Annotated in this window: 18 protein-coding genes; 9 read left to right on the top strand and 9 right to left on the bottom strand. The window is 57.0% G+C overall.

Annotation, left to right across the window (positions count from 1 at the left end; translation table 11 throughout):
* The first annotated feature begins 78 nt into the window (after positions 1 to 78).
* The 3 genes from RISK_RS12170 (at position 79) to ygiD (ending at position 4,234) form a co-directional block, all read left to right on the top strand.
* Positions 79 to 1,002 (top strand): metallophosphoesterase family protein, encoded by a 924-nt coding sequence (locus RISK_RS12170; protein WP_160311441.1) that lies wholly within the window; start codon positions 79 to 81, stop codon positions 1,000 to 1,002.
* A 428-nt stretch (positions 1,003 to 1,430) separates the two neighbouring features.
* Positions 1,431 to 3,311, top strand: a complete 1,881-nt coding sequence (locus tag RISK_RS12165) for a Xaa-Pro dipeptidyl-peptidase (RefSeq protein WP_236696241.1) — start codon at positions 1,431 to 1,433, stop codon at positions 3,309 to 3,311.
* A 77-nt stretch (positions 3,312 to 3,388) separates the two neighbouring features.
* Positions 3,389 to 4,234, top strand: a complete 846-nt coding sequence (gene ygiD / locus RISK_RS12160) for a 4,5-DOPA-extradiol-dioxygenase (RefSeq protein WP_047814577.1) — start codon at positions 3,389 to 3,391, stop codon at positions 4,232 to 4,234.
* Positions 4,235 to 4,370: 136 nt separating this feature from the next.
* Here the strand turns inward: ygiD and RISK_RS12155 are convergent, their stop codons facing one another.
* The 3 genes from RISK_RS12155 to RISK_RS12145 form a co-directional block, all read right to left on the bottom strand.
* Positions 4,371 to 5,819, bottom strand: coding sequence for a DUF1501 domain-containing protein (locus RISK_RS12155; protein ID WP_047814594.1), 1,449 nt, complete (start codon positions 5,817 to 5,819; stop codon positions 4,371 to 4,373).
* A 17-nt stretch (positions 5,820 to 5,836) separates the two neighbouring features.
* Positions 5,837 to 8,851, bottom strand: coding sequence for a PSD1 and planctomycete cytochrome C domain-containing protein (locus RISK_RS12150; protein WP_160311440.1), 3,015 nt, complete (start codon positions 8,849 to 8,851; stop codon positions 5,837 to 5,839).
* Between the two features lie 261 nt (positions 8,852 to 9,112).
* On the bottom strand, positions 9,113 to 9,310 hold the full coding sequence (locus tag RISK_RS12145) for a hypothetical protein (RefSeq protein ID WP_047814576.1): 198 nt from the start codon (positions 9,308 to 9,310) through the stop codon (positions 9,113 to 9,115).
* A 5-nt stretch (positions 9,311 to 9,315) separates the two neighbouring features.
* Between RISK_RS12145 and RISK_RS12140 the strand changes: the two genes are divergently transcribed.
* Positions 9,316 to 10,440, top strand: a complete 1,125-nt coding sequence (locus RISK_RS12140; protein WP_053061168.1) for a DUF5658 family protein — start codon at positions 9,316 to 9,318, stop codon at positions 10,438 to 10,440.
* A 169-nt stretch (positions 10,441 to 10,609) separates the two neighbouring features.
* On the opposite strand, the gene RISK_RS12130 is transcribed toward RISK_RS12140, so the two are convergent.
* Positions 10,610 to 13,858 carry a DUF6797 domain-containing protein gene (locus tag RISK_RS12130; RefSeq protein ID WP_236696240.1) on the bottom strand — a complete coding sequence of 1,083 codons (3,249 nt, stop codon included), beginning with the start codon at positions 13,856 to 13,858 and terminating at the stop codon, positions 10,610 to 10,612.
* 447 nt (positions 13,859 to 14,305) lie between these two features.
* Here RISK_RS12130 and RISK_RS12120 point away from each other — a divergent pair, with 447 nt between their 5' ends.
* Complete coding sequence (locus RISK_RS12120) at positions 14,306 to 14,764, top strand: hypothetical protein (protein ID WP_047814572.1); 459 nt, start codon at positions 14,306 to 14,308, stop codon at positions 14,762 to 14,764.
* Here RISK_RS12120 and RISK_RS12115 read toward each other — a convergent pair.
* Genes RISK_RS12115 through RISK_RS12100 form a run of 4 tightly spaced genes read right to left on the bottom strand, consistent with a single transcriptional unit; the run spans position 14,739 to position 18,950 of the window.
* Positions 14,739 to 16,577, bottom strand: coding sequence for a YHYH protein (locus RISK_RS12115; RefSeq protein WP_236696239.1), 1,839 nt, complete (start codon positions 16,575 to 16,577; stop codon positions 14,739 to 14,741). The two genes, RISK_RS12120 and RISK_RS12115, sit on opposite strands and share 26 nt — an antisense overlap.
* 22 nt (positions 16,578 to 16,599) lie before the next feature.
* The gene (locus RISK_RS12110; protein ID WP_047814571.1) at positions 16,600 to 17,337 is read right to left on the bottom strand and encodes a hypothetical protein; all 738 of its coding nucleotides are present in this window, start codon (positions 17,335 to 17,337) and stop codon (positions 16,600 to 16,602) included.
* On the bottom strand, positions 17,338 to 18,435 hold the full coding sequence (locus RISK_RS12105) for a hypothetical protein (RefSeq protein ID WP_047814570.1): 1,098 nt from the start codon (positions 18,433 to 18,435) through the stop codon (positions 17,338 to 17,340). It lies immediately after the preceding gene.
* The gene (locus RISK_RS12100; RefSeq protein WP_047814569.1) at positions 18,432 to 18,950 is read right to left on the bottom strand and encodes a sigma-70 family RNA polymerase sigma factor; all 519 of its coding nucleotides are present in this window, start codon (positions 18,948 to 18,950) and stop codon (positions 18,432 to 18,434) included. Before RISK_RS12100 ends, RISK_RS12105 begins: the two co-directional genes overlap by 4 nt.
* A 317-nt stretch (positions 18,951 to 19,267) precedes the next feature.
* Between RISK_RS12100 and RISK_RS12095 the strand changes: the two genes are divergently transcribed.
* Entirely contained in the window at positions 19,268 to 21,004 is a 1,737-nt protein-coding gene (locus RISK_RS12095) for an SMP-30/gluconolactonase/LRE family protein (RefSeq protein ID WP_236696238.1), read from the top strand.
* A gap of 328 nt (positions 21,005 to 21,332) precedes the next feature.
* Complete coding sequence (locus RISK_RS12090) at positions 21,333 to 21,638, top strand: hypothetical protein (RefSeq protein ID WP_047814590.1); 306 nt, start codon at positions 21,333 to 21,335, stop codon at positions 21,636 to 21,638.
* Between the two features lie 202 nt (positions 21,639 to 21,840).
* On the opposite strand, the gene RISK_RS12080 is transcribed toward RISK_RS12090, so the two are convergent.
* Complete coding sequence (locus RISK_RS12080; protein WP_236696237.1) at positions 21,841 to 22,476, bottom strand: hypothetical protein; 636 nt, start codon at positions 22,474 to 22,476, stop codon at positions 21,841 to 21,843.
* 307 nt (positions 22,477 to 22,783) lie between these two features.
* On the opposite strand from RISK_RS12080, the gene RISK_RS12075 reads away from it, so the two are divergent.
* Together RISK_RS12075 and RISK_RS12070 are read left to right on the top strand one after the other, a co-directional pair.
* Positions 22,784 to 23,884, top strand: coding sequence for a quinone-dependent dihydroorotate dehydrogenase (locus tag RISK_RS12075; protein WP_047814565.1), 1,101 nt, complete (start codon positions 22,784 to 22,786; stop codon positions 23,882 to 23,884).
* 180 nt (positions 23,885 to 24,064) lie between these two features.
* Positions 24,065 to 25,003: a ThuA domain-containing protein gene (locus tag RISK_RS12070; protein WP_047814564.1), complete on the top strand. Its 939-nt coding sequence runs from the start codon at positions 24,065 to 24,067 to the stop codon at positions 25,001 to 25,003.
* The last annotated feature ends 62 nt before the right edge of the window (positions 25,004 to 25,065 follow it).

Below are 25,065 nucleotides of genomic sequence, written 5' to 3'. Positions count from 1 at the left end.
TCGGCTCACATGGTTGTGCCCGATCATTCCTGCCGACCTGCTTTGGAATCCCACCCCATTTCCTGCCGGAGTCGTCTCGTGCCCATTCATCAAATCCCTCAGTCTCGTCGCGGATTTCTCAAGACCACAGCAATCGGAGGTGGCACCGCGTTGCTGATGTCAGCAACGCAAACGGTCTCCGCTGCCAGCGACCAGGCCACCGTGCTCGCCCTGCTCTCGGACACCCACATCCCCAGTTCGCCCGACCTGACGGCACGTGGAACGAACATGACCGAGAACTTGCAACAGGTGATCAGTGAAGTCCTCACGCGAAAAACGCGACCGTCCGATTTGATCGTCAATGGCGACTGTGCGTACCTGAAGGGCTTGCCCGGTGACTACCAAAACTTCGTCCGTTGCCTGGCACCTGCAGAGCAAGCAGGGATTGCGTTGCACTTGACGATGGGCAATCACGATGATCGACAACCGCTGTACGCTGCCCTGTCAGGGCAGCGTCCCACTGCGACGGCGGTGATGTCGAAGCATGTCAGCGTTCTCGAAACACCTCATGCCAATTTGTTTCTGCTTGACTCTTTGTTCCGCGTCAACGTGGTGACTGGGGAACTCGGCGATGCCCAGATCGATTGGCTCGCCGAGCAACTGGATGCCCGCAGCAACAAGCCCGCGATTGTGATGACGCATCACACACCCCAGTTCACGGCGCCCAAAGAGGGCAAGCCGTGGAACGGGATTTCCGACACGGAAAAATTGTTGAAGGTCCTGGACAGCCGAAAGCATGTCAAAGCCTATCTCTACGGTCACTCGCACCATTGGTCTCACAGCCAACGCGGCCACTTTCACATGATCAACCTTCCGCCAGTGGCCTACTTGTTCAACAAGACCAGTCCCAATGGCTGGGTCGAAGCCGTGCTGACGGACGATGCTATGCGGTTGCAATTGCAAACCCTCGACCCCAAGCATCCTCTCGCGGGCGAAACGATCAAGGTTTCATTCACAAGCTGAACGCTCGCTTTCCGCCCCCTCCCGTTTCAGGCTGGTGATATCAGCCGGAACGCGATCGCGTCCGGTTCGTCTCCGGTAACCGTGGGCTAGCGGCCATCGGCTGATCGCTCAATCTGCAAAACGTACTAAATCAACAGCCTGGTTTGCAACGGGCTGGATTCGCAAGATGCACATGCAAGGTGTTCCGAAGCCGCACGGCCTCTGAGGGGCATCGCATTCGTTCGCAGGACGCACGGATTCGAAGGGGAGGCAGCCAGCGGTCGAGATTGCACGCGATTTCGAGGGCTCGGCTCGGTTCGATCCCCCCCGAGGTGATCGACCACATCGGAAGAGAAACAGACAAAAACCGCGGATAGATTCGCGAAAGGCTCCCCTACCTCAGTTTCTTGCCCGTCGCTTGAAGATCGTTCAATGGGGTGAGTAAGCTGATGACGTCTCGCCTCGATCTCACCTCGGTTTTCGAAACAATGAATCGCTTCTGCTTGCCTGCTTTCGCTCTCCTGCTTCTCGTGACCTCGGCCGCCAAAGGGGCCGATATCCAGATCCCCGTCATCAAAGATGGCGAGGCGCAGATCATCAAAGAGCTGGAGGATTCGGACTACTGGATCCGACATGACCTGTGGGTCGAAACCGAGTTTGATCTGGATGGCGACGGAAAGCTGGACCGAATGCACGTCAGCGTCACCCGGCCGACGCAGACCGACACGCAATCGCTGAAACTTCCAGTCGTCTACAACTCCAGTCCTTACTTTGCGGGGACCACCGGTGCTGACGAAACCTACTTCTGGGACGCACGGCAAGAACTGGGCGACGAACCGCCAAAACGATCCGCTGCCCCCGCGATCGAACGCGAGGGAACACGTCCGATCATCTCCAAACGCCATGTCAAAGATTGGCTCCCTCGGGGGTTTGTCGTCGTTCACTCGAGCGCCCCAGGGACCGGCCTCTCGCAAGGTTGCCCAACGGTTGGTGACGATCCCGAAGCGTTGGCTCCCAAAGCCGTGATCGATTGGTTGTGTGGACGCGGCAAAGGATTCACGGAACCTTTCGGAGGTGAACCTGTGGAAGCCTATTGGTCTTCGGGCAAAGTCGGCATGACCGGGACCAGCTACAACGGAACGATCCCACTGGCGGCCGCAACGACCGGAGTCGAGGGGCTGGAGGTCATCATCCCGGTGGCTCCCAACACGTCGTACTACCACTACTACCGATCCAATGGATTGGTACGCCATCCCGGTGGCTACCTCGGGGAAGACATCGACATCCTGTACGACTTCATTCACAGCGGTGGCACCGAAGAGACTCAAGCGTACTGCGATTGCCACGTGCGGGACGAGCAGATGATGGCCCACCAAGACCGAGCAACGGGTGACTACAACGATTTCTGGTACTCGCGCGACTACCTGAACCGAGTCGATGGGGTGAAGGCCGCCGTCCTGATGGCACACGCATTCAATGACTGGAACGTGGTTCCAGAACACAGCATTCGCATCTATGAAGCGTTGAAAAAGAACGATGTCGAAACCCAACTGTTCATGCATCAAGGCGGGCATGGAGGACCTCCACCGATCAGCATGATGAATCGCTGGTTCACTCACTATCTGTTTGGCGAAGACAATGGCGTTGAGAAAGACGCGAAGTCGTGGATCGTTCGGGAAAACGATGAACGCACCAAGCCGACCGAGTACCCGGAATACCCACACCCGGAAGCAAAAGACGTTGTGGTCTATCCGGTTCCAGGTGCTCCCCAGCGAGGTCATTTGCAGACGGCACCTGCCAAAGAACCAATGACGGAACTGATGGCTGAAACGCTGGTGGACAACTTTTCATTCTCCGGCGAAGCACTGGCTCAGGCCGAATTCACGGAACATCGTTTGATCTATGCAACCCCCGAACTGAGCGAAGCGGTTCACCTCTCGGGGACCCCGCGAATCAAACTGCGACTTGCCTGCGATCGTCCTGCCGCCAACTTGAGCGTCTGGTTGGTCTCGCTGCCTTGGAACGCGAAGAAGAATTCCAAGATCACCGACAACATCATCACTCGCGGCTGGGCCGATCCACAGAACATCGAATCCATGCGTGAGAGCAAACCGCTGGTCCCGGGCCAGTTCTATGACATCGAATTCGACCTGCAACCCGATGACCAGGTGATCGCCAAAGGGCAGCAAATCGGGCTGATGATTTTTTCCAGCGATCGCGATTACACACTGCATCCCACGCCGGGCACGAAGCTCACGATTGATCTGCAGCAAACCCAATTGAGCTTGCCAATTGTTGGCGGAACCCTGCCGCTCGAAACCGAGAACTGACCCAAGACACTGCCACCCACTCGATTGGAGAGTCCCCGATCGGTTTGGAGACATGGTGCAAGGACGGAAGGAATAGGATGGCAATGGCAAGTGGAATGGAAACGATCGGAACGTCGCTGCGAGCAATGGCAGAGACGTTGCCCGAAGACGGCCACGTGATGCCCGCGTTCTTCATCGGCCACGGAAGCCCGATGAATGCGTTGGAAGACAACGAGTTCACGCGCGGCTGGAAAGCGGAGATGGCCGATGTGCCCAAGCCAACTGCGATCCTCTGCGTTTCCGCTCACTGGCTCACCCATGGCACTTGGGTCACCGCGATGGATCGCCCAAAAACGATTCACGATTTCGGTGGCTTCCCTCCGGAACTCTCAGCCGCACAGTACGCAGCCCCGGGTGATCCCGAGTTGGCGGGACTGGTTCGTGAGACGGTCCAGGGAGCCTCCATCGGTTTGGACCAAGGTTGGGGATTCGACCACGGCACTTGGTCTGTGCTGAAACCCGTCTTTCCGAAGGCGGACATTCCCGTGGTGCAAGTCAGCATCGACATCGCGAAACCCGGCGAGTGGCACTATCAATTAGGCAAACAACTCAACCGTCTTCGCCGCCGTGGTGTGCTGATCATCGGCAGCGGCAACATCGTCCACAACTTGAGGTGGATGGACGCTCAAAGAATCGATCAAGGATTCGATTGGGCGATGGAAATGAACGAGATCACCAACGGCCTGATTCTCAATCGCGATCATGCGAAACTGTGTGACTACCAATCGCTGAGCAAGTCTGCGGCGCGAGCGATCCCGACCCCGGACCACTACTACCCACTGCTTTACACGCTGGCTTTGCAGGGGCCCCAAGAAGATGCCAAGATCTTCAATGACAAGGCGTTTCTAGGATCCATCACAATGACCTCTGTGCGGGTCGGATGACCAGACAATTCGTCATTCGCTTTGAACCTGGACCGTCTATCGCGACATGAAATGCGTCTCCCGCCAACGTCGAACTCATGTCGACACCGAGGCTGGACTGGAGACCCGTTCGCGACGAGCGAAGTCGAGCGAACTCCTATACGATCACGTCATGCACGACTTGCGTGGGGCGATGTGCCGTGATGATTTGTTCTTGGTTGCCGTGGGGGTAGACGACCTCCTCGTGGTTCAAACCGAACAGATGCATCACGGTGGCTTGGAAGTCGTTGGGCGTGACTTTGTTTTCAACGACATGATGCCCAAAGTCATCGGTCTTGCCGTAGGTCATCCCGCCGCGAACGCCGCCCCCGGCCAGCCAAATGCTGAATCCCTGACCATTGTGATCGCGTCCCGCTTTCTCGGGCGAGCCATGCTCTTGTGTCACCGGCAGCCGACCGATCTCCCCGCCCCAATGAACCAAGGTTGAATCCAACATGCCTCGCTGGCGAAGATCAGCGACCAGGGCCGCCGTGGGTTGGTCCGTCTTTTGACAGATGGACGTCAAACCCGTTTTGATGCTGCTGTGATTGTCCCAGGGTTGATTGTTGTGGAACAGTTGCACAAACCGAACACCGCGTTCGACCAACCGTCGAGCCAACAAACAACGTGTGCCATATTCGCGAGTCTCTGGCCGGTCCAGGCCGTACATGGTGTGCGTCGCGGCGGTTTCTTGCGAAATGTCCAAGGCATCTGTGGCCGCGGTTTGCATGCGGGCCGCCAGTTCATAGCTGGCGATGCGAGCTTCCAGATCCGATTCGCCTGGGTGAGACTGCAAATGCGTTTGGTTCAGCTCTTGCAAGAAGTCCAGGTTCTGTCGCTGGAACTTTCCAGCGAGATGGGGTGGTGGTTGCAGGTTGAAAATCCGCGGTTCCTTGGGCCGCAGCACGGTTCCCTGAAACATGGAGGGCATGAACCCGTTGCTCCAGTTGCTTGCGCCATCGACCGGTGGCCCGCCGGGATCCGCCAAGACCATGAACGCGGGCAAGTCCTGTGACTCGCTGCCCAACGCGTACGTCAACCATGAACCCAGCGTTGGCCGCCCCAGCACCGCTGGGATCCCGCCATGAAAGTATCGGATCGAAACCTCGTGGCCGTTCGCTCCGGTATGCATGCTGCGAATCAGGCAAAGGTCATCGACGATGCCCGCCGTGTGTGGCAACAACTCGGACAACTCCATTCCACACTGGCCGTGCTTTTGAAATTGAAAGGGGCTGCCAAGCAGTTTCTTGCTCGCTTCATTGACGAACGAAAACTGAATGTCGCCCGTGTAATCGGTCCCGTCGTATTTCGTCAGTTCCGGCTTCGGATCGGTCAAGTCCATGTGCGAGGGACCGCCATGTTGGAACAACGAAATCATTGCCTTGGCACGCGGCTCAAAGTGCGGCTTGCGTGGCAACAGATCGCTGGGCGGCACCGCTTTGAGGACCGGGGGCTTCGCCGACGCGGACTCTTGATGCAGCATCCATTGCAACGCCAACGCCCCCACGCCCATCCCGGTTTGTTGCAGGAGTTGGCGGCGGGTACCGGGGACAGAAGGGGAATCCATGGTCAAACGCTCCGGAGTCATTCGATGTAAAGAAATTCGTTGGAATTGAGCAGCATCTGGCAGAGATTGACCAGGACTTGCTCGCCTCGTGATCGCCCCGGCGGCGTGCCTTGGAGATCATGGGACATCAGGACCAATTGATCGCTGGCAAAACGCAGCGACATTTCCAGTTCCGCTTCGCTGGCAGGTCGCGACAAAACGATCTCCCATGCGGCATTGATTTGGGCCGGCAACAACTGGAGGTCCGATTCAGGTCCCTGGAAACCAGCCACCGAGTCATGAATGACAGACGTCGCATCGATCGGCGTGAACGTCAATTCCAGCGACCAAGTGAACGAATCAGATGTTTCATTGGCGATGCAGTCGGTGACAAAATCGATCGTTTCTCCCGACTGAACCGCAAACGCAGCCACCGGGGTTTCGACCTTTCGATTCTTACTCTGCCAGTCCCCCTTCCAACCACTCGAAGAAAAGATTCGCGAACGCACACCGTCTCCATTGGCACTGCCATGCTGCAGTGTTCCCGCGATGTGAAGCTGCCCGGCGGCAGGCGCTGTCCAGCGGCGGATCGCTGGATGGGCGGGGTCGCCAGGGTGCCCACCACCCGCGTTCAGAATGGACCATCCAAATACAGCGTCCGGAACCGTTGGACCGCCCTGCCACGACGTTCCCGTGAAATGAGGCAAGTCAACAAAGTCCTGGACCATGCCGGCCTCCTCGTCCACTCGGCCGGATCCGTAACGCCAAGCGAGTGGCGGCAATTCTGGCGCCCACGATGCGAGAACTGGATCACCGATCAAGGCTGTTTCGGCAGCTCGCTCGATCGCCCGGTCCGCGACAAGGGCCGCCTGCTCGAGCACAAAGGCCCCGTTCAGCATCATCAACGACTGGGGCGCAACAGTCGTCACGGAACGCGCGTCGCAGTTGACGCCCATCACTGGTGCATCAAACGTTTGCAGCATGCCAACCGGTTGGCTCCGTCGGACTCGCGCGTAAACGCTGCGTCGCGGTTGGTTCACGTCGACGCGAACTTGGCCGGTTTCATCTTCCGCAACCTCCACCGGCGGTCCATGAAGGGTCAGATCCAGACTGCCAGAAACCGCCAGCATTGAATCTCGCAGGATTTCGGCGTCGACACGCTGCAGTGACTTTCGCCAATAGAAACGATTCTCCGCATCCATCGTCTCGCCCTGCGAATGACGCCGCGAACTCTGACGCCATGTCATCGAGGTCAAGATCTGACGGTGCAAACGCTTCAAGCTCCAACCGTGCTCGACGAAATCACTGGCCAACCAATCGAGCAACTCAGGGTGAGTGGGCTTGTCGCCCAAGAGCCCAAATTCGCCCGGTGTCGCGACAATCCCACTCCCGAAGTGGTGCATCCACATCCGATTCACGATGGCTCGCGCGGTCAACGGGTTGCTTTCATCCGTCAACCATTTTGCGAACGCCAACCGCCGCCCCGTCGTCGGCAGCTCGGGATCATTGACTGGAAACTTCACCTGTTCCCCTTCGGTGGAAGCAACGGTCAAGGCAGCCGGTTCAATCACCTGTTTGGGCTGGTTGAAATCACCGCGATGAAACAAATGGCTGACGGGGACATGGTCCGCAGGTTCGACAAACGCCTGAACGAACTGTTCGACAGGCTTTTGAGCTCGCAAGTCAGCGATCTTCGCATCGTACTCCTTCAATTTGGCAGCGGCTTCCGGACGGTACTGATACAGAACCCCCGCCGTGATGTTGATGCTCGGATGATTGGCCAGCAGCTTGTTCTGCTCTGCATCGCGTTTGTCCTTGGACGTTTCATAAGCTGCCCTCAACTGGGAACGAAGTGGTTCCTCGAACTTCAGCAGTTCTTGCTCGAACACCTCTTGAATGAACACGGCTTGCTGGCTGGCACGCTCAGCAGCGACGCGACTGACTTCGCTTTCCATTTTGGCTGCCGCCGCGCGATCTTGTTCGGTGGCCAGCGAAACCAACCTTCCTGCGGGCGGCTTCCACGCCTGCCAATCCAACACGGGCTCGAAGACGGCTCGCAACGCAAAGTAATCCGCGTGTGAAATCGGATCGTAGCGGTGATCGTGACACTGGGCGCAGTGAACGCTCGACCCCAGCAACGTCGAGCAGACGATCTGCAACGTGTCCGCGATGACTTTGTTGCGAGCTTCAGGACTGTTGTCGCCGCTGCCCGTTCCGTCGGCTGCCATTCGTAAGAACCCGGTGGCGGTCAGCAGTTCCACCTGACGCGGCGTCCAATCGCCCTGCTTGGGGCCAGCCAGTTCGTCGCCCGCAATCTGTTCATGAATGAACTCGTCGAAAGGTTTGTCGTCGTTGAAGGCGTTGGTGACGTAATCACGGTAGCGCCATGCCCACTGCCGGTTGCTGTCGGCCACGGTGTAGCCGTCGCTATCGGCGTACCCTGCCGCATCCAGCCAATGCCGGCCCCAACGCTCGCCATAGTGAGGTGACCGCAACAACTGCTCCACCAAGTTTTCAAACCACAGCGGGTCTGCACTCTGAAGCCAAGGTTCGATTTGCTCGATCGTCGGTGGCAGACCAAGCAAGTCGTTGTAAACACGCTGCACCAACGTGGATCGATCAGCTTCGTCAGAGAAGGTCAAACCAGCAGGCATCTCGGCGGCGATCAACGCATCGATCGGCGAACGGATGCGTTGGTCGCGAACGTCGGTCGGAACGGGCACGTCCGCGATCGGTTGATAGGCCCAGTAATTCCGCTCTTCTTCGGTGATTGGAATCCCGGGATCCAGATGCTTGGGTTCCTCACGCAGTGTCTTCGCACCCGCCCCAATCCAAGCCTCTAGAACAGCAATCTTTTCGTCCGAGACATGTGCTTCGCCAGGCGGCATCTCGCCCTCACGGACGAGCTGCAACAACAAACTAGCCTCAGGATCTCCCGGGACCACCGCTTCTCCCGAATCGCCACCGGAAACCATCCGGTGCACCAACCGCAAGTCCAGTCCGCCTTCGAGCTCTTCGACCGCGCCATGGCAATCGAAGCAAAACTCGCGCAAGATCGGTCGAATCTCGGTCTCAAAAAAGGGAGACTTCGCAGCGCATGTCGATCCGCACATGAGAACGAGCAGACAGCCGACGAATGCAAAGCGATACGGGCATCGTGAAGCCAACCAGAGGCGCATGGCTCAATACCGATCGTCGAGGTGGGAATTGCGAGGCAGGTTTTTCTAGGCGGGGCTAATTCGGCAGAGACGAACTAGATCCGACATTATGCCCCCCAAGGAACCCAATATCAACGACGGACGGACATCACCCAGTCAAATGCCCGGTGATTGAAAACGAATTTTGTTTGTGTAACAACGCAACTTCAGCCCGCCATCGGGGTTCACTGACACGGTCAGCACATCCCCTTCATCTTTTCTCGCATCGCTGCTGGCGATGCATTGTTCGATCGCGCGTTCATCCAACGGCACCATGAACAAGATGAACTTTGCTCGTTTTCGATTGCTCCCCATTCAAAATGACCTTTTTTCGCCTCCTCTACGCAATCGTCTTCATCGCCTGCTTCTCGTCCAATGTGTTTGCGCAACCTGGAAGGAGAGGCCCAGTTACCCCCATTCCGTTTGAAGCCGATCAAGGCTTCTTGTTGATCGATGGTGTGTATCTGGATCCGCCGTACCTGATCGACATCTCCGCCGATGAACAATCCGTCGTGATCAATGGGACCCCGTACAGCACCCATTACTTTGATCTCTCACATTTGAGTCAGCAGCGTCCCGGAGAGGGTCGTGGGGCAGGAATCGGGCGCGGACCTGGAGGACGCCGAGGAAACGGTGGCGGGCCAAGACTGAACAGAAACCCCGCCGAAAACGAATCTCCCACCGGAAAAAACCAATCCGTTCGTCATTTCGTCCGAAGCCTGCAAACACTGGAACTGGGAGCCATTCATGTCCTCGACCAAGGACAGCAACCTTGGGAGCTTTGGCCAGAACAGAGCGGTCACGAATTGCTCGAAGGCTTGATTGCCAACTCGAACGGCGAAACCCAACAAGCTGAAATCCCCGACCAAACGGTCAGTTTAGGTTTCACCGAACGATGGGAAAATCTGGTCACCCACTTTGAACCCAGCGGGAATTTTTTGGATCGAGCCGAAGGCGTCGTTGCGGAAGTCAACCAACTGGAAGCCCAAAGCGCCGCGGTCCATGCGGCCAACCAATGGATGGCATGGCTCAACTACCCGATGACCATGTTGGCATTGGTCCTCGTCGTCTTTGCCGTGGGACATCTGATGGCAGAAGCATCCCAGCTCTTCTCCTCATCCGCAGAACCAACCGACACACCATCCGCCAGCAAGAGATTCGTCATCTCGCTGGTGATCATCGGTCTGATGTCCGGCATTGATCTCGTCTGGACTTTGATCGCCCATCAATCCGGGACGATGCGAGAGCTGAACCCAGTCGGCGGCCGACTGATCGAAGACCCGTACACTCTGGTGGCGTTCAAAATCTTGGTCACAAGCATCTCCATTTCTCTGCTGTTCTACCTCCGACTGCAGCCGCTGGCCCGCAAAGCAACCTGGTGGTGCTGCTTAGTGCTCACGCTCTTGACCGCACGTTGGTTGACCTTTCAGTCGTTGTTCGCATAGAAAAACCAAGCAACCAACGAAAGTGCTTTGAATGAGATGCTGGTGGAAGCGCGAGAGTGGGTCAATCGGCCTCTCCCCACCGTCGACCGCGCCAAATGGGAAGCGGACATTTCGCCGGAGTCACTGGTGACTTTGCAGCCTTGCTTTCCAAGTGATCCCTTCCCCCGCTTCAATTCAGTTCGTGGATCGTGTTGTGGATCACGCGATGAATCGGCTCTCCGTCCACACCTCGCAAATCCATCTGAATCTCCATGCACCACGTCGGCTTCAACTCGGGAAGCTCCAGCACGATCTCGCGTTGCTCAGGATCCCAGCGGGCCGAGGCGATCTCGATGGTTTGCGTATCAAAGTGCTCGGAACCGTAGTTCTTCGATCGCTTGATGTTCCAACGACTGATCGAAAAACTTTCAGGCGAGACCGACTCAGGATCAACCTCGTCGCTCAAACCGATTCGCACTGTCGTCCCGCGACAGTTCAGACTCACCGGCACGTGGATCGGTTTACCGGTGTAGCGAACCCGGTAAAAACCACCATCGGCTTGCTGGGTTCCCGCCCACGAGTACATGCCGGTCACGTACAAGTCACCATCTCCGGGATGGAATCGTCCACGCATGATCCCGGTGGGGAATTGCGGTAGTGGCAATTCACACATCCCACCCTGCCTCTGATCGCCAATGATTTCATGCGGGGCAACATACAGTTTGCCGTAGCCGTAGGACATGTTCAGCAGAGAACCTTTCAGCGGCCCCCACTTGTCACTGGTCACCCACAGCAACTCCGCCGGCGAACGGTCGAACGAATTGGTGATCCAACACATCGGCGGCTCCATCGCGGAGTCGCTTGGATCGGTCACGTCGTGATACCCCAGCATGTTGCCATAGAACCGGCCCGGACGAACCCAGTTGATTCGGTTCTTCGGGTTCCAATGTCCCTCTTGGTCCGTGACGAAAAAGGTGCCATCGTCGTTGCGGCAAACGCCGTTGGCGGCACGAAAACCATTCGCGAGAATCTCGGTCGACGATCCGTCCGCAGAAACCTTCAGCAACGTCCCATGATGCGGAACAATCGCGGGCAACGCGTGGCAAGCCGACTTGGCATAGTAAAAGTTCCCATCGTCATCGCATTGCAATCCCATCGCGAATTCATGGAAGTGGTCGGTGACGTAATGATCGTGGTTGAAACTCTCGTAGTAGTCCGTTTCACCGTCGCCGTTGAAATCATGCAGGCGGCAAAGCTGGTCGCGACAGGTCACGAAGATCTCGCCGTCGCGAATTTTGATCCCGAGCGGTTGAAACAACCCTGATGCGATCCGTTGCCAGGTCACCTCCGGTTGATGCAATCCGGTGACCTTCCAGACGTTCCCGTCCCAGTCACTCAGCACGGCGGATTCACCATCGTCCAAGAAATCGACACCGGTCAATCGCATCCGGCAGAACCATGGATTGTTCACCGGGTACTGAATCGTATCGACCGCGAAAGGTCCGCCATCGTCCGCGGTTGTGATCTTCGTGGTGACGATTTCGGGCCAGCGTTTCGTATTCTCGCTGGTGGACGCCGCCCATTCCTTTGCCGAGCGAGCGGCGGGATCGATTCCTTCGATGAGTTCGCCAATGATTTGTTCTGCGTCTGTTTTGTTCTCGCACCGAACGGCATGAACCGTGAAGTCTCTTGCATTCGCGTTTGGCATCAATGCCAGTCGAATTTGACCGTCGGCGAATTGCCACTCCAGTTGGCTGACATCCCCCGTGACGGCGAATACCAACGCCTCAGAACCATCCTCGGAGCTCGACCAAACGGCCTTTGTGTGGTCCGCGTCCAGCAACACTTCGCCCTCTTCACGATCAGCCACCCGCATCGTCAACCGATGCTCATTGGCATCCACGGAAAGCGAGCGTTGAAAAATGGCTTTCTCACCCAGTTGCTCCAGCGTCGGCCGCTCATGAACGTCGATTCCACCAACGCGGTAGTGCAAGATCGTCTCCATCCCATTGACGTAGGTTCCTTGGTAGTCGATCCAGTCGCTCGGCAACGGGCCATAGAAGCGACCGTCTCGTCCCGGTTCGCGGACCTCGTCGAAGGAATCGTTGTCAGGGTTCGCCCACCCAGGACCGTTTGCGTTTTCAAACACCACCTCGCCGACGATGCGCGGGTGTCTCCGATGGACACCGTTGAAGTTGATCCCGTTGTAATCAATGAACTCATCGCCCAACCAAGCAGCGGCCACTCGCATCGTGTCGTGCTCATAAACGACGCGATGTTCTCCTCGCGTGATCCCGCCCCGACCTTGGTCGAGACGAATGGCGTGCCCTTTGTAGGCAAAATTTTTCGCGTCGTCGCCGATCTCAACCGTCGCCATCAAGTTGGGGCCGTAGTCCATTTCCCGCCACGACTCGATCAGCGATGGCTCTGGACCGCGTGTGTCGCCCTTGGGCAGACTCGCCAGGTACTCTTCGTTCACCCGAGCAAACTGAGTTGGGTTGCGATCCTTCAGGTACGCATGACGGATGTAGTGAATCACGTCGTACTTCTGCTGCGGCACCAAGTTTCGCTGCGGCAGCATCAAACCAAACCCTTTGGTGATGGTTTGGTACATGCTGTGAGGGTCGAATCCATTCTTGAATTTCCCCGACGCAAATCGCAACGACGTCGGCAATGAACCTGGGGCATCAACCGTGCCATGACAATTCACGCAGGTCCGGTTGTAGATCGCTTCGCCACGCTTCATCGCTTGTTGATCCAGCGAAGCGAGAATGCCGGCATGGTCGATGTGCGATTCGTATTCCGGCAATGGCTCGGCCATTGGCATGACCTCCGGCTGCAACTCGCTGGCCCGCGCCGCACCACCATCGCGAATTTCGATCAGGTACCGCACCAAATCCAAAAACGCTTGACGGCTGCCGATTTGTCCCGCGACACCTTCGGGCATGACTGACAATTCGCTCGTTGCGACGTCTTCGATGTCATCCGCGCTGACTTCGACCGTTTTGCCTGTCGATGGATCGCGCAATTGGACCGACTGATCGGACTGAGCCACGAGAACACCGGTCAGCACTTTTCCATCGACGGTCAGAACTTGGACCGTCTCAAAACCCTTTGCGATGCTCCTTGACGGATGAAGAATCGCATCGACGATTCTGGAATTCGACAGGTCTGGATTTGGCGAGGCGAGATTTGGCCCCACGTCGGCTTGTGCCTTCTCCGCCGAATCATTGACGGAATGACAATTGGCGCACGACATCGTGGGGGTGAAGAACACCACCGCGCCACGTGCGGCGTCCCCGCCTGACACAGCGTCCGCGGCGAGCTTCTCAGGCGACTCGAACATCAAGGCCTGCAATACCGCTCGGTCGTCCTGTGCCCCCGCAGGGGATCCAATGCTGAACAACAGCAGCATTCCGAAAATGATGATTCGATTCACAAATCGTTTTCCCTTGGAGGCCAGGCAAAGCATTGCTGCCCAAAACAGTCGGCTACAGAATAGTCATCGCAGCGATTTCTATCTTCCGCTTTTTGGAGCAGTCGCACCAGGAGAACGCCACCGATGAGTGGGAATTCCCACCCGCCGCCGGGCCGCTAAGATATCGCGACCGTCCCTTTCAGCTTTTGAAGTAGCGATTGCGTTTTTTGGTAACCCGAAGCATGACGGCTTGTTGATTGATTCAACTTTCGGTTCCTCATGTGAGCCGTTTGGGCGTTGGCCCCGGTTCTGTGGTGGAACCGAGGCCAACGCCCCAACGGCTGACTCAATCGACAGCCCGTTGCGTGTCGGGACACCAGGAACTTTCCTCGCTCACGCGTCGGTTTTCCAAGACAACACCGCTCCAAAACGTTCCGCTCGGGATCTCCAGCCACTCTTTGAGACGCCATGAAAGCCGCCACGATCAGCCAACTCAAGAAAGAACTCGCCAAGCTGGATGAGGATGAGTTGCTCGACGTTTGTGTCCGATTGGCCAAGTTCAAGGTCGAGAGCAAAGAACTGCTGACGTACTTGCTGATGAAAGCGGACGATGAACCAGCGTACGCAGATGAATTGTGCGACGAGATTGACCAGCACCTCAGCGTCTCCGGCAAGATCCACAAAAAGACGCTTCGCAAAGTCGTCCGCTGGATGGACAAGTCACTGCGGTTCTCCGGCGACAAAGAAACCGAACTGCAAGTCCGGATTCACTTCTGCCAGCGAATCAAGGAAAAACGAATCAGCTTCGGTGGTTGCCGCGTCAGCCAAAACATGTACGAGACACAGCTCAAGAAAATCGACAAGGCGATCGAAAAAGTCCATCCCGACCTGCAGTTCGATTTCAACAGGCAACTCTCGGGGCTGTGAATTTCTTCAGACCCAACCAGGCTCCAGCGACCGCGGCGACAATCGCCGAGCCGATCAGGATCATTGATGATCCGCTTCGTGATCGCGTGTACTGAAAATCCAATGTGCCTTGTGCCAACGTGATGTCCGAAATGCTTTCCAGCAAATCCGCTCGTGTCACTTGGTCGGTTGAAAACGTCGGTTTTTCGGACAAGGCATAGACCGTCAGGTGGTACTGCTTCACACCCGGTCCCTTCGATTTCATCGGGTCGTATCCCGCGTGGCCTTTGTCGTTGATCCCCACGGTCCCAATTCCACTCGCATTTTGCGGCAGGCTGGTGACGTCCGCGGGGATGTCGTAGACCAGCCAATACGACTTCATGTCGCCAGGACCGGGCGTGTGCCAAAGATTGAGCGCATAACACTGAGTCCCTTCTGGCCCTTTCGACCAAGCAATTGGTGGTGACTCACCCGCGCCATCGCCGGTGAACTCGAGCGGCAATTCGTTGCCAGCAGCAAACGCCGGGCTGGTGACTTTCAATCGAGACGTTTGATCGGCGTCGGGACCGCCTTCTGTTCCTGAACTGTCGGCTTGCGGAAGAAACGGTTTGCCCATGCGACTGCGATAGGTTTCGCTTCGCGTTTCACCCGATGGTTCCTGGAACGTGAAGTCGACCGTGCTATTGTCTTTGACGACATAGGTCACCGATCCCTGTCGGCCTTCCACGTCGTACACCAACTCAAAACGATTGCCCGTCTTGCTGAATCCCGTGATCACGGCACCACGCAGCGGTCGCAGATCAGGACGAATCGGTTCGGCACGCGGTTGCGGATCCACCTGACCGCCACGCTGGGTCACTTCCCCGTAAAAGCCACCATTCAAATACGGGTAGGTTGGCTGGGCATGATAGTGGTAGTTGCCGGAGGCATCCTTGTGCCCGCCGAGATCATCGAGCGGTGCAAAATCACTCGCCTTCGCATCCTGATAACCAAGGATCGGATAACCGTCCAAAGCATAGCCAATCGGCTGGCCTTTTCCTGTTGTTTCCTCCAGATGAACCGGAGCGATATGGTAGTGGTAATCATCCCCGCGACCGCAATGACCACCGTATTCATCCAGCTCGCCAAACAAGTAGGCATCATCACCACGATTGTTCAGCGGGTTGAAGATCGGCACGCCGTTGACGGCCAGAGCAATCGCACCACGCAGAAAATCGTTCTTGGTCGACATCGGATTCTTTGCGGGAACCGGATGCAACGGAATCTGCCACGCATTGTTCCCGAGGTACTTCTGCGGGATCGGCACCTGTTGCTGCCACGAACGAATGCCAATCATCATTGGATGTTCCGGCAACCCATTGGAACCGACATAGAGAAAGTCCTTGTCCCAGCGAAGCTGCAACAACTTCTCAAAGGGCTGGAAGTGCGCCCCGATCGCTGGCATCGTCTCGTTCGTCGCAGCATTCTCTGAGCTAGCTTGCACCGGTTGGTTCACCGCCACGAGCCGAATCGCGTGCTGCCGATTGAGAGTTTGAATCTCTTCCATTCGGTCCCGAACCCAGGCTTGGTCTGCAGCAACCAGACGTTCGATCGCGATGTCCGTGAGTGCTCCATCCTCACGGCGGATTTGAACCTCGCCATCCCTCGCTGAAACAAACGACCCGTGCAGGTACGATCCATTTGATGCGATCGACCAAGTTCTTGATTGAGCGGACGAGTGTGAATGCCCGTGATGCCCGCCTTCGTGGGCGGCGACGTGGGCGGTCGCCATCAGACAAAGCAGGCTCGCAATCGCGGAGATGAGTGATCGTGAGTACATGAGCATGGCATTCATTTCAAGGATGGTTCGGAAGGGGTCAACGAGGTCTTCGACGAGGCCCACTCGGAACGATGTCGTTCAAATTGGAAAAGTCAGGGCGAGCTTTCCCGTCCGGCGGTGTGGTCACGACATGTCGAAAAATGACGGTGTTGTCGATCTCGACATCTTCCGTCCAAATGAAACGCGCGCCCTCAAAGTCGTGCTCGAAGAACGGTTCCTTCGGATCGATCTGCGCCTGCGTGTACTCCGTCGCTTGGTCCCACGATTCATCATCAAAATCGACCGCGTACCAGTCTTCCGGGATGGGAGTGTTTTCAACCCGCGGGTTCTTGGTGTCTCGATCGATGGGGCCTCGAGAAAAGGCCTTGGCTTTCCAGTCGGCGTTGGTCACCGTGCCATCGCCAAACTTCAAGATGAACCCGCCGTCGCCAATGCTCGTGTTGGCATACTCCATTCCCGTTTTGGCGTCGGCATTGTCCTTGGCCATCACAGCAATCGTCATCGGGTAGTCCGGAAGGATGTCAACGGAGATGACGTTGTGCGGCATGAACTGGATGGAGTCGACCGCGACAAGCTCGCCATTGATGTACATGATGAACCAGTTGTCGGCGTACATGTTCGCCTGCACCGTGTCACTGATTCGCGGCTTGCCAACCTTGCCGCGACTCTCTCCCTGGCTGTAGCCCGCCTGCATCCAAACGAAACTGGTGACGGCGGTCACGCAAACGAGTGCGGCCAAGCCCAAGGCGGGTTTTAGAATTCGTTTCCTGTTCATCTATTCAAACTCCACAATGCGTTTCGGGTCGTGATGGGATTCATGATCAAAATGGTCCGCAGCAAACGTCTGTTCCTCCATCAGTGTCATCTTCAACGTGACGATGTTCCGTCCGTAGGGCATGTCGACAAATCGCATCTCACGAATTTGGCCACTGGATGCGGTGTAAAGAATTTCAACTCGTTCCGGCCCTAGGAAGCCTCGCTTCTTGATCGCCACCATCCGCCGGCTGGTCGCCGTGTTGGCTTCGACGTCCTGTTCGTGGACCTCGTTTGTTTGGCCTTCTACCGACAACAATTTCAACTCATAGGCTGTGTGCAAAGCGTCCAAACCGTCTTCGATGTTGTTGATCGGTAGCGATCGTTCGTGTCCGGGAAGGTCTCGATGGAATCGCGTCAGGTCGTTGCTCAGGCGAACCGGTCCGTCCGGACGAACCGCCCAACTGGTCGCGCCATTGCTGCCCGTGACGAAGTAGACACCTGGCTCCACTTCCCGCTTCAACACGAACTGATCCGAACCTCGAACATCCAAAATCGCGTTGTCCAAAGAAGGCTTCAGCGGGCGTCGATGCTCCGGCGAATCGCGTCTTAGATCTTTTTGAGTCGCGCTCTCTTCTACCGAAATCAAGAACGTCCGATCCAATGACAGGCGGTTGGCCGCGATGATGCGATTGAGTTCCATCACCGCTGCGGATGCCGAAGTGGTCCCCAAGCCATTCCAAAGCAAAGCCACGCTGATCAACACCAGGCACGCGGTCGTCGCCAATGCAATCGCGGATCGCCCCCAAACGTTTCTAGAGTGACTGGTTGGAGTGACCACGTTGGGCCGCTCGTCTGCTTGCTCGGGCCGTGGATCATTGACCGTGGATTGCCCGGCTGTCGATTGCCCGCTCATGGAATGCTCAGCCATGAACTCGTTCGTCGTGAATTCCTTCGTCGTGAATTCATTGCGAAGCCGATCATGCAGCAACATCGCCGAGGCGAATCGCTGGGCGTGCAGCGGGTCGGACTTGATCCACTGATTCAGTTGCTGAAATTGTTCCTGCGACAGCGATTCGTCCAGGTAGCCGTCAATCAAATTTCCGATGGCAAGGCTCATGACATCGCCTCCAGACTCTTGCGTTCAACACATGCTCTCACGCGATCTCGAATTCGTTGGAGCGCCTTGGCGACGGAATTCGCTGACATGTCCACTCGTTCGGCAATGGCCGCGGGCTTCATGTCTTTCTGATATCGCAACTCGAACAGGTGACGAGCACGGTTCTCCAAACCGCCCAGGCATTCCGTGACGAAATCCAGTTTCGCTGATTCTTGTTGAGCCACGGTTGGAACCGCGATCGCCAAGCAAGCGATCGCATCGTCGTCGAACACCAAACGGTCTTTCCGCCGGTTTCGCATGTACAAACTCAACTGATTCCGAGCGACACCAATCGCCCAAGGCACGAACGGAAGCTCAGGATCATAGGAGTCATACGACTCGATCACAGCGACGGCGACTTCCTGCAGCACATCATCGCGATCACGGAAATCACGAACCATCGACGTCACAAACGCCGAAACAGCGGGCTGTGCCAGTGTCCATTGCCGAGTTGCCTGTCGTGCGGTTTCGTCCATTCCATCCTCCGTCCAGAGAAGTGCTCACACCGTTACTTAACAAGACGGTCCAGTTTATGACCGAGAAAACTTCTGAAATGTCCGAAATCGCCCATGGCACGACGCATCCCCGTTTGCCACCGCGAAGCAAAACCGCCTCGCCTCGACTATCTTGGTGGCCCCCTCCAACTCTCCCCAGAACATTCTCCCCCCATCCACGAATTGACATGACATTCGCAATTCACCGCTGCGCCCAATCACGACCAGCCAGATCCTTCACCCCATTCCTCGCCGGGGCCAGATTCCTCTCAGGAGCCAGTGCACGAATCTCGTTCATCTTGCTCCTGCTGCCTGCGATGGTGACGTTGGCCCAAGAGAGCTATCCAGTTCACCCCGACACCGTGGCGAAGGAAGGCGTTCCCCGTGGAGTGGTGACGGCCCATCGATTCACCGACAGCACGGTCTATCCAGGCACCGAACGGGACTACTTCGTTTACGTGCCCGCCCAATACGACGAGTCCTCCCCGGCCGCGTTGATGGTCATGCAAGACGGCGCCAAGTACGTCCGCGAAAAGGGCGAGTATCGATTGCACCATGTCTTCGACAACCTGATTCATCGCGGCGAAATGCCGGTCACGATTGCCGTCTGCGTGAACCCCGGTGTCGTTCCCGGTGGCGAGGGGGCTCAGGATCGTTTCAATCGCAGCTTTGAATACGACACCGTGAGCGATCGCTACGCTTCGTTCCTGATCGATGAATTGATCCCCGAAGTCCGCAAATCCTATGCGATCACCGACGATCCCAACCTGCGAGCCCTCGGTGGCAGCAGTAGCGGCGCGATCGCGGCGTTCGGTGTTGCCTGGCACCGGAGTGATCAGTTCCGCCGAGTCTTCAGCACCGTTGGCACCTACGTCGGGCTGCGAGGCGGAAACGAATACCCGACCCTGGTTCGCAAACACGAACCCAAACCGCTGCGAGTCTTCCTGCAAGACGGCAGCAATGACTTGAACATCTACGGCGGCAGTTGGTGGCACGCGAATCAAACGATGCTGGCATCGCTGCAGTGGGCTGGTTACCAAGTCAAAAACGTCTGGGGTGAGGGCGGCCACAACGGCAAACACGGCGCAGCGATCTTTCCCGATGCAATGAAATGGCTGTGGAAAGACTTCGATCGTCCCATCGAAACCAACGTTTCAGAACATCCTGAAATCAAAGACCGCTTGATCGAAGGCGAATCGTGGAAACTGGTCAGTGAAGGCCACAAATACACCGAAGGCCCCGCCGTCGCGCCCAACGGCGACGTGTCCTTCATCGATGGGCCACGAGGCGAAATCTGGAAGATCGCTGCCGACACGAACAAGGCGACCAAGTTTGTTGACGACCTGCCGGGCGTTAGCGCGTTGATGTACGACGCGGCCGGCCGTCTCTACTGCGCACGAAACAAAGCCCTGACCGTGACACGAATCGATCCCGATGGCCGACGCACTGATCTGTGCTCGGGCGTTTCCTGCAACGACTTGGTTGTGCTGGAACATGGCATCTACTTCACCGGTCCCACCGAACAAGCGGTCTGGTACTTGCCGATCGACGCCGATGGAAATCCCCGAGGTGATGGCAAACCAATCCAAGCCGGCAAAGGACCCAAGAAACCAAACGGATTGATCGTCACACCCGACCGACGATTTCTGATGGTTGTCGATGCAGAAGGCCGCTACGTGTGGTCCTACAAAATCGACGCCGCGACGGGACAACTCTTGTACGGCCAGCCCTACAGTTACGTCCACACGCCGCAAGACGACATGATCGGCGGGGCCGACGGAGTCACCATGACCAAGGATGGGTCACTCTTGGTCGCCACCAAATTGGGCATTCAAATCATCGACCCGCCTGGCCGAGTCCATCTGATCCTTTCGCGTCCCAGTTTGTCGGGCAAGCTCTCCAACTGCGTGCTCGCCGGCGAGAACATGTCCACGCTGTACGTCACCTGCGGCAGCAAAGTGTTTTCAAGAGAGACCAAGCTCGACGGCATCGCCCCCTGGCAACCCGCGGTCCAACCGCCCAAACCACGACTGTAGTGTTCTGTCACGACTTATTCTGAGGGTAGTGGACGAGGCAACGAGTCCTGAACTGGCGTCAAATCCAAGGACTCGTCGCCTCGTCCACTACGATCAACCCTAACTTTTAGCTGTGACAGACCACTGGATTGGCAGGCGCGTGAGTTTTGAGGTTGCACTTTTGCAGTCGGTTTTGTTGGGCAACGGCCAACATCAACCCACACGTTTTGGATTGAACTTGGCCGTTGGCCATTCAACGAAAAAGCGCAACTTCAAAACTCACGCGTCGGGTTTCCAACCCGGCGCACCTTCAAAACTCACTGAGGAGCCAAAGTTGACGAAACGAGAGATGGATCAAAAGGCAGCGATCATGGTCGTGATCGAGCACCTGGGCAACATTCCCCCCGGCACCAAGTGTTCGGCGGTGCTGTTTGACCGCGAGCGAATCCGCCGGGAAAAGGAGTTCTACGCAAAGCTCTACAGCGAGAACGGTGTGCATGACCTGGAGATCCTGCAAGCGATGGTGGCCGCCAATGTGCCCAACGATCCCTACTGGTTGGTCTCATTGAAAACCAGCGACGGAGCGATGGGAGACATCACCCAACTGCACCGAGTCGACGACCGCACCGGAAAGATCATCCCCGATCCAGCCTAAGCAGGTGGGCAGGAATGATCGGACACAACCATGTGAGCCGTTCGGGCGTTCGCCCCGGTTGGACGTGGGAACAGTGACGTTTGCCAAAACAGTTCCAATGCCGAAAGACTCCTGCTGGCCTGCTCAGAAAAGTAGGCCGGACCAAGGAGCAACGCGACGCCGCTCCGGCAACGCATGCTGCGGGTGCCTGCCACCACCCAGCTCAATCGATACCGAAGTCTGTTTGATCCATGCTTTCCCATTCCTGTTGAACATACTCCGCGGCTTCTTGGGGGACCTTCAATTCAAAGTTTGGATCTCGGTCATCGTTCACCGTTTCATACTCGCTTCTCAGCACATTGGGACGAAACAACAGGTCTTCCCCGGCAACGATCCGAAACCCGAGGCTCGCGAGTTCTCGATCCGTCATGTCGGTCGTCCCTCTCCACATCACCGTCGCTGTTTCTCCCGAGAACAGCTTGGACACAGAGTCGAAGATCATTTGCTGCCAATCACGCATCGACGAGTGGATGGCGGCACGATGAATGAGAGCCATACCAAACACCGGATGCTCGATCCCCAGTTCCTTCCGATACTCGGCGAATGGAGCGGTTGGCTCAAGTATTGCCGAGCAGACATTGTGCCACCCCTGCGAATCCGCATCACAGACTTCCCAGACATTCATCCCCTCGTCCTCGGCTCGCGAGATATCCAGGTAATCGACCGCCAACCGACCTGCGACCACCTCGCCATTCTCGCTCTCGCTTGACCGACAGATCACCGAGAGTTCGTGCGGGCGAATGTAACCGTCCGGATCGACTGGCTTCGGGTAGAAGACTGAACGCAACTCGATTCTCATGAGATCCCTTTCCTGCGGATTGTAAACTGGCCCCCCATCATTCACGATCAATACCCTGGAAACCACCCACGTCCACGGTATTCACCGCACTCGCCGGCGGAACAAAGATGCAGAGAATCCTCCGGCAGAGAACCGAGACCCTCCGACGCATGCGTGAACTTCGGTTCCGAGGGTAAATGGTAGGCATCGTCAAGTCCTTCAATCAATTGCTTCGCGGCGCAGTGGGTCACGCGTGCACCTTGATGCACAATGTGCGAGAAACCTGCTCAAGACGACCACCTGAACTCCTTGCTCTCAAACGACCGCGATGAATTTCTACCAAACGCTCCTCCGGCCGTTGCTCTTTTCACTCGACGCGGAAACAGCCCATCACTTGGCAGTGGAAGGGTGCCGATGGATGGGCGTCTTGCCCGGGGCAACCAACGTCGCACGGCGATGCCTGGATTCTCACGATCCCATCTTGAAGACCGAAGTCGCCGGGCTCCGATTCGACAATCCAATCGGACTCGCGGCCGGGTGGGACAAGAACGGGCGTGCCTTGCGAATGCTGGACGCCTTGGGATTCGGGTTGGTTGAGATCGGTTCCGTGTCGGCCAGAGAGTCGAACGGCAACCCAAAGCCAAGACTGTTTCGGCTACCACAGGACAGCGCCGTGATCGTGAACTATGGCCTGCCCAACGATGGCGCCGAAATCGTTGCCGAACGACTGAGATCGCACCGCGGTCGCGTCCCGCTTGGTGTCAACATCGTCAAGACCAACGATGGAACAAACGCACCCGCGTGCTGCGACGAGCAGATTCTGAGCGACTACGAATTCAGCGCGCGGCAACTTCATCCACATGCGGATTACCTGATGTTCAATCTCAGTTGTCCCAACGCCCAGGGCGGCAAGAGCTTCTTTGCCGAACCTGGCAATATCAAACGTTTGCTCGAACGTTTGGCTCCGCTGCAGATCCAATCTCCCGTCTTTCTCAAGATTGCACCCAACAAGGATCCCGGTCATCTGGATCGCTTGCTCACTCAGTGCGAACGTTTTGACTTGGTGCGTGGCTTCTGTTTCAACCTGCCCTCGAAAAAGCCACCGCTTTCGGTCGCACCGGAACATCTGATCGACAAGCCTGGTGCCGTGGCGGGCCGCCCCGTCACTGCATTGATCAACGATTGCATTTCGGAACTGTACCGCCGGATGGATCGCGATCGATACATTGTCATCGGTGCCGGAGGTGTCTTCACCCCGCAAGACGCGTACGACAAAATCCGTCTCGGTGCTTCGCTGGTTCAGGTTTACACCTCCATGATCTACGAAGGCCCCGGTGTCGTGAAACGCATTTGCACGGGCTTGGCGGAGCTCCTCAAACGCGATGGTTTCGCCCATGTGAGCGAGGCCGTCGGGACTGCACACAAATGAACATCCCCTGTTCGATCGTTCAGGAACGATCGGAAAATCACTTCCCATCCAAGAATTTGCTGCCTCGACTCCGATGGCAGGTGCGCTGCACTTGGTAAGCTGGGCAATCAGTCAAAGCCAGCGAGTTCAGCCTGTGAGATCACGCTTTGATCAACCGCATCACTTGGAGCACCCTTCGAAATGACGAACCAACCCAACTTGCAGCCCGCAAACGAATCGAGAGGTTCGTCCCGCAGAAAATTCATCCAGACGACTTCCGGACTCGTCGCCGCTGGTGCTGCGGTATCGCCAGCTCATGGATGGTCCGATGACACGGCTGATAGTTCCACGCGAGTGCTGATCATCGTCGGCCCCAGCGGCCATCCGCCGGGCACGCACGAGGTCGCAGCCGGGGGTCGGCTGATGAAACACGCCCTCGAACAAATGGAGAATCTGCCTGGGATTCAAGCGGACGTGGTCGAAGGCTGGCCCGATAAGTCGCTTCGCGATGCCGCATCAACCGTTGTTTTCATCGGGGATCTGTTCCCGCCCAACCGCCTTCCCAACCCGCAGCAGAACCTTGCCGACCTGGATGAAATGATGCAGCGAGGCGTGGGCATCGCATGCATTCATTATGCGACGGGCTTGCTGGGGGAGGATGTCACGCCGGATGGCGACCACCCGCTGTTGCGATGGATGGGCGGTTACTTCGCCAACCGTTCCTGCCCCCACCACGAATCGTTCGCACGAGTCTTCGCCCAAGCGACCGTCACTCCTGTGGAGACCGACCACCCGGTCACGCGAGGCTGGAACGAGTTCACCCTTCGTGACGAGCCCTACTTCAACAACTACTTCGGTGCAGAGGGAAACCAACTTGCCCCGAAGGCAACCGTGCTGGCGACATCGATGTTGCCACCCGAAGCGCCCAAACGAGAAACCGTCGCGTGGTGCATCGAAAGAGAAGACACCGGCCGCGGATTCGGCGTCGTGATGCCGCACTACTACAAAAACTGGCGTGACGAAGACCTGCGACGACTGATCCTCAACGGAATCGTCTGGAGTGCCAAGGTCGAGGTTCCGGCGGAAGGCGTGAAAACCGATTCGCCAAACCTAGCCGACTTCGATCCGAAGTCGGTTTAAGCAGGACGGCAAGCATGATCGGGCATCACCATGTGAGCCGTTTGGGCGTTAGCCCCGGTTAT

The sequence above is a fragment of the Rhodopirellula islandica genome, from assembly GCF_001027925.1.
Taxonomy (GTDB): Bacteria; Planctomycetota; Planctomycetia; order Pirellulales; family Pirellulaceae; genus Rhodopirellula; species Rhodopirellula islandica.
This window is presented reverse-complemented; position numbering and strand designations above follow the sequence as displayed.

Bases quoted from the DNA above. Each gene is read 5' to 3' on its own strand.
- RISK_RS12115 (WP_236696239.1), bottom strand. From the start codon at position 16,577: ATGAATGCCATGCTCATGTACTCACGATCACTCATCTCCGCGATTGCG.
- RISK_RS12145 (WP_047814576.1), bottom strand. From the start codon at position 9,310: ATGGGGAGCAATCGAAAACGAGCAAAGTTCATCTTGTTCATGGTGCCG.
- RISK_RS12155 (WP_047814594.1), bottom strand. From the start codon at position 5,819: ATGGATTCCCCTTCTGTCCCCGGTACCCGCCGCCAACTCCTGCAACAA.
- RISK_RS12165 (WP_236696241.1), top strand. From the start codon at position 1,431: ATGACGTCTCGCCTCGATCTCACCTCGGTTTTCGAAACAATGAATCGC.
- RISK_RS12070 (WP_047814564.1), top strand. From the start codon at position 24,065: ATGACGAACCAACCCAACTTGCAGCCCGCAAACGAATCGAGAGGTTCG.
- ygiD (WP_047814577.1), top strand. From the start codon at position 3,389: ATGGCAATGGCAAGTGGAATGGAAACGATCGGAACGTCGCTGCGAGCA.
- RISK_RS12075 (WP_047814565.1), top strand. From the start codon at position 22,784: ATGAATTTCTACCAAACGCTCCTCCGGCCGTTGCTCTTTTCACTCGAC.
- RISK_RS12110 (WP_047814571.1), bottom strand. From the start codon at position 17,337: ATGAACAGGAAACGAATTCTAAAACCCGCCTTGGGCTTGGCCGCACTC.
- RISK_RS12100 (WP_047814569.1), bottom strand. From the start codon at position 18,950: ATGGACGAAACCGCACGACAGGCAACTCGGCAATGGACACTGGCACAG.
- RISK_RS12105 (WP_047814570.1), bottom strand. From the start codon at position 18,435: ATGAGCCTTGCCATCGGAAATTTGATTGACGGCTACCTGGACGAATCG.
- RISK_RS12120 (WP_047814572.1), top strand. From the start codon at position 14,306: ATGAAAGCCGCCACGATCAGCCAACTCAAGAAAGAACTCGCCAAGCTG.
- RISK_RS12090 (WP_047814590.1), top strand. From the start codon at position 21,333: ATGGATCAAAAGGCAGCGATCATGGTCGTGATCGAGCACCTGGGCAAC.
- RISK_RS12140 (WP_053061168.1), top strand. From the start codon at position 9,316: ATGACCTTTTTTCGCCTCCTCTACGCAATCGTCTTCATCGCCTGCTTC.
- RISK_RS12080 (WP_236696237.1), bottom strand. From the start codon at position 22,476: ATGAGAATCGAGTTGCGTTCAGTCTTCTACCCGAAGCCAGTCGATCCG.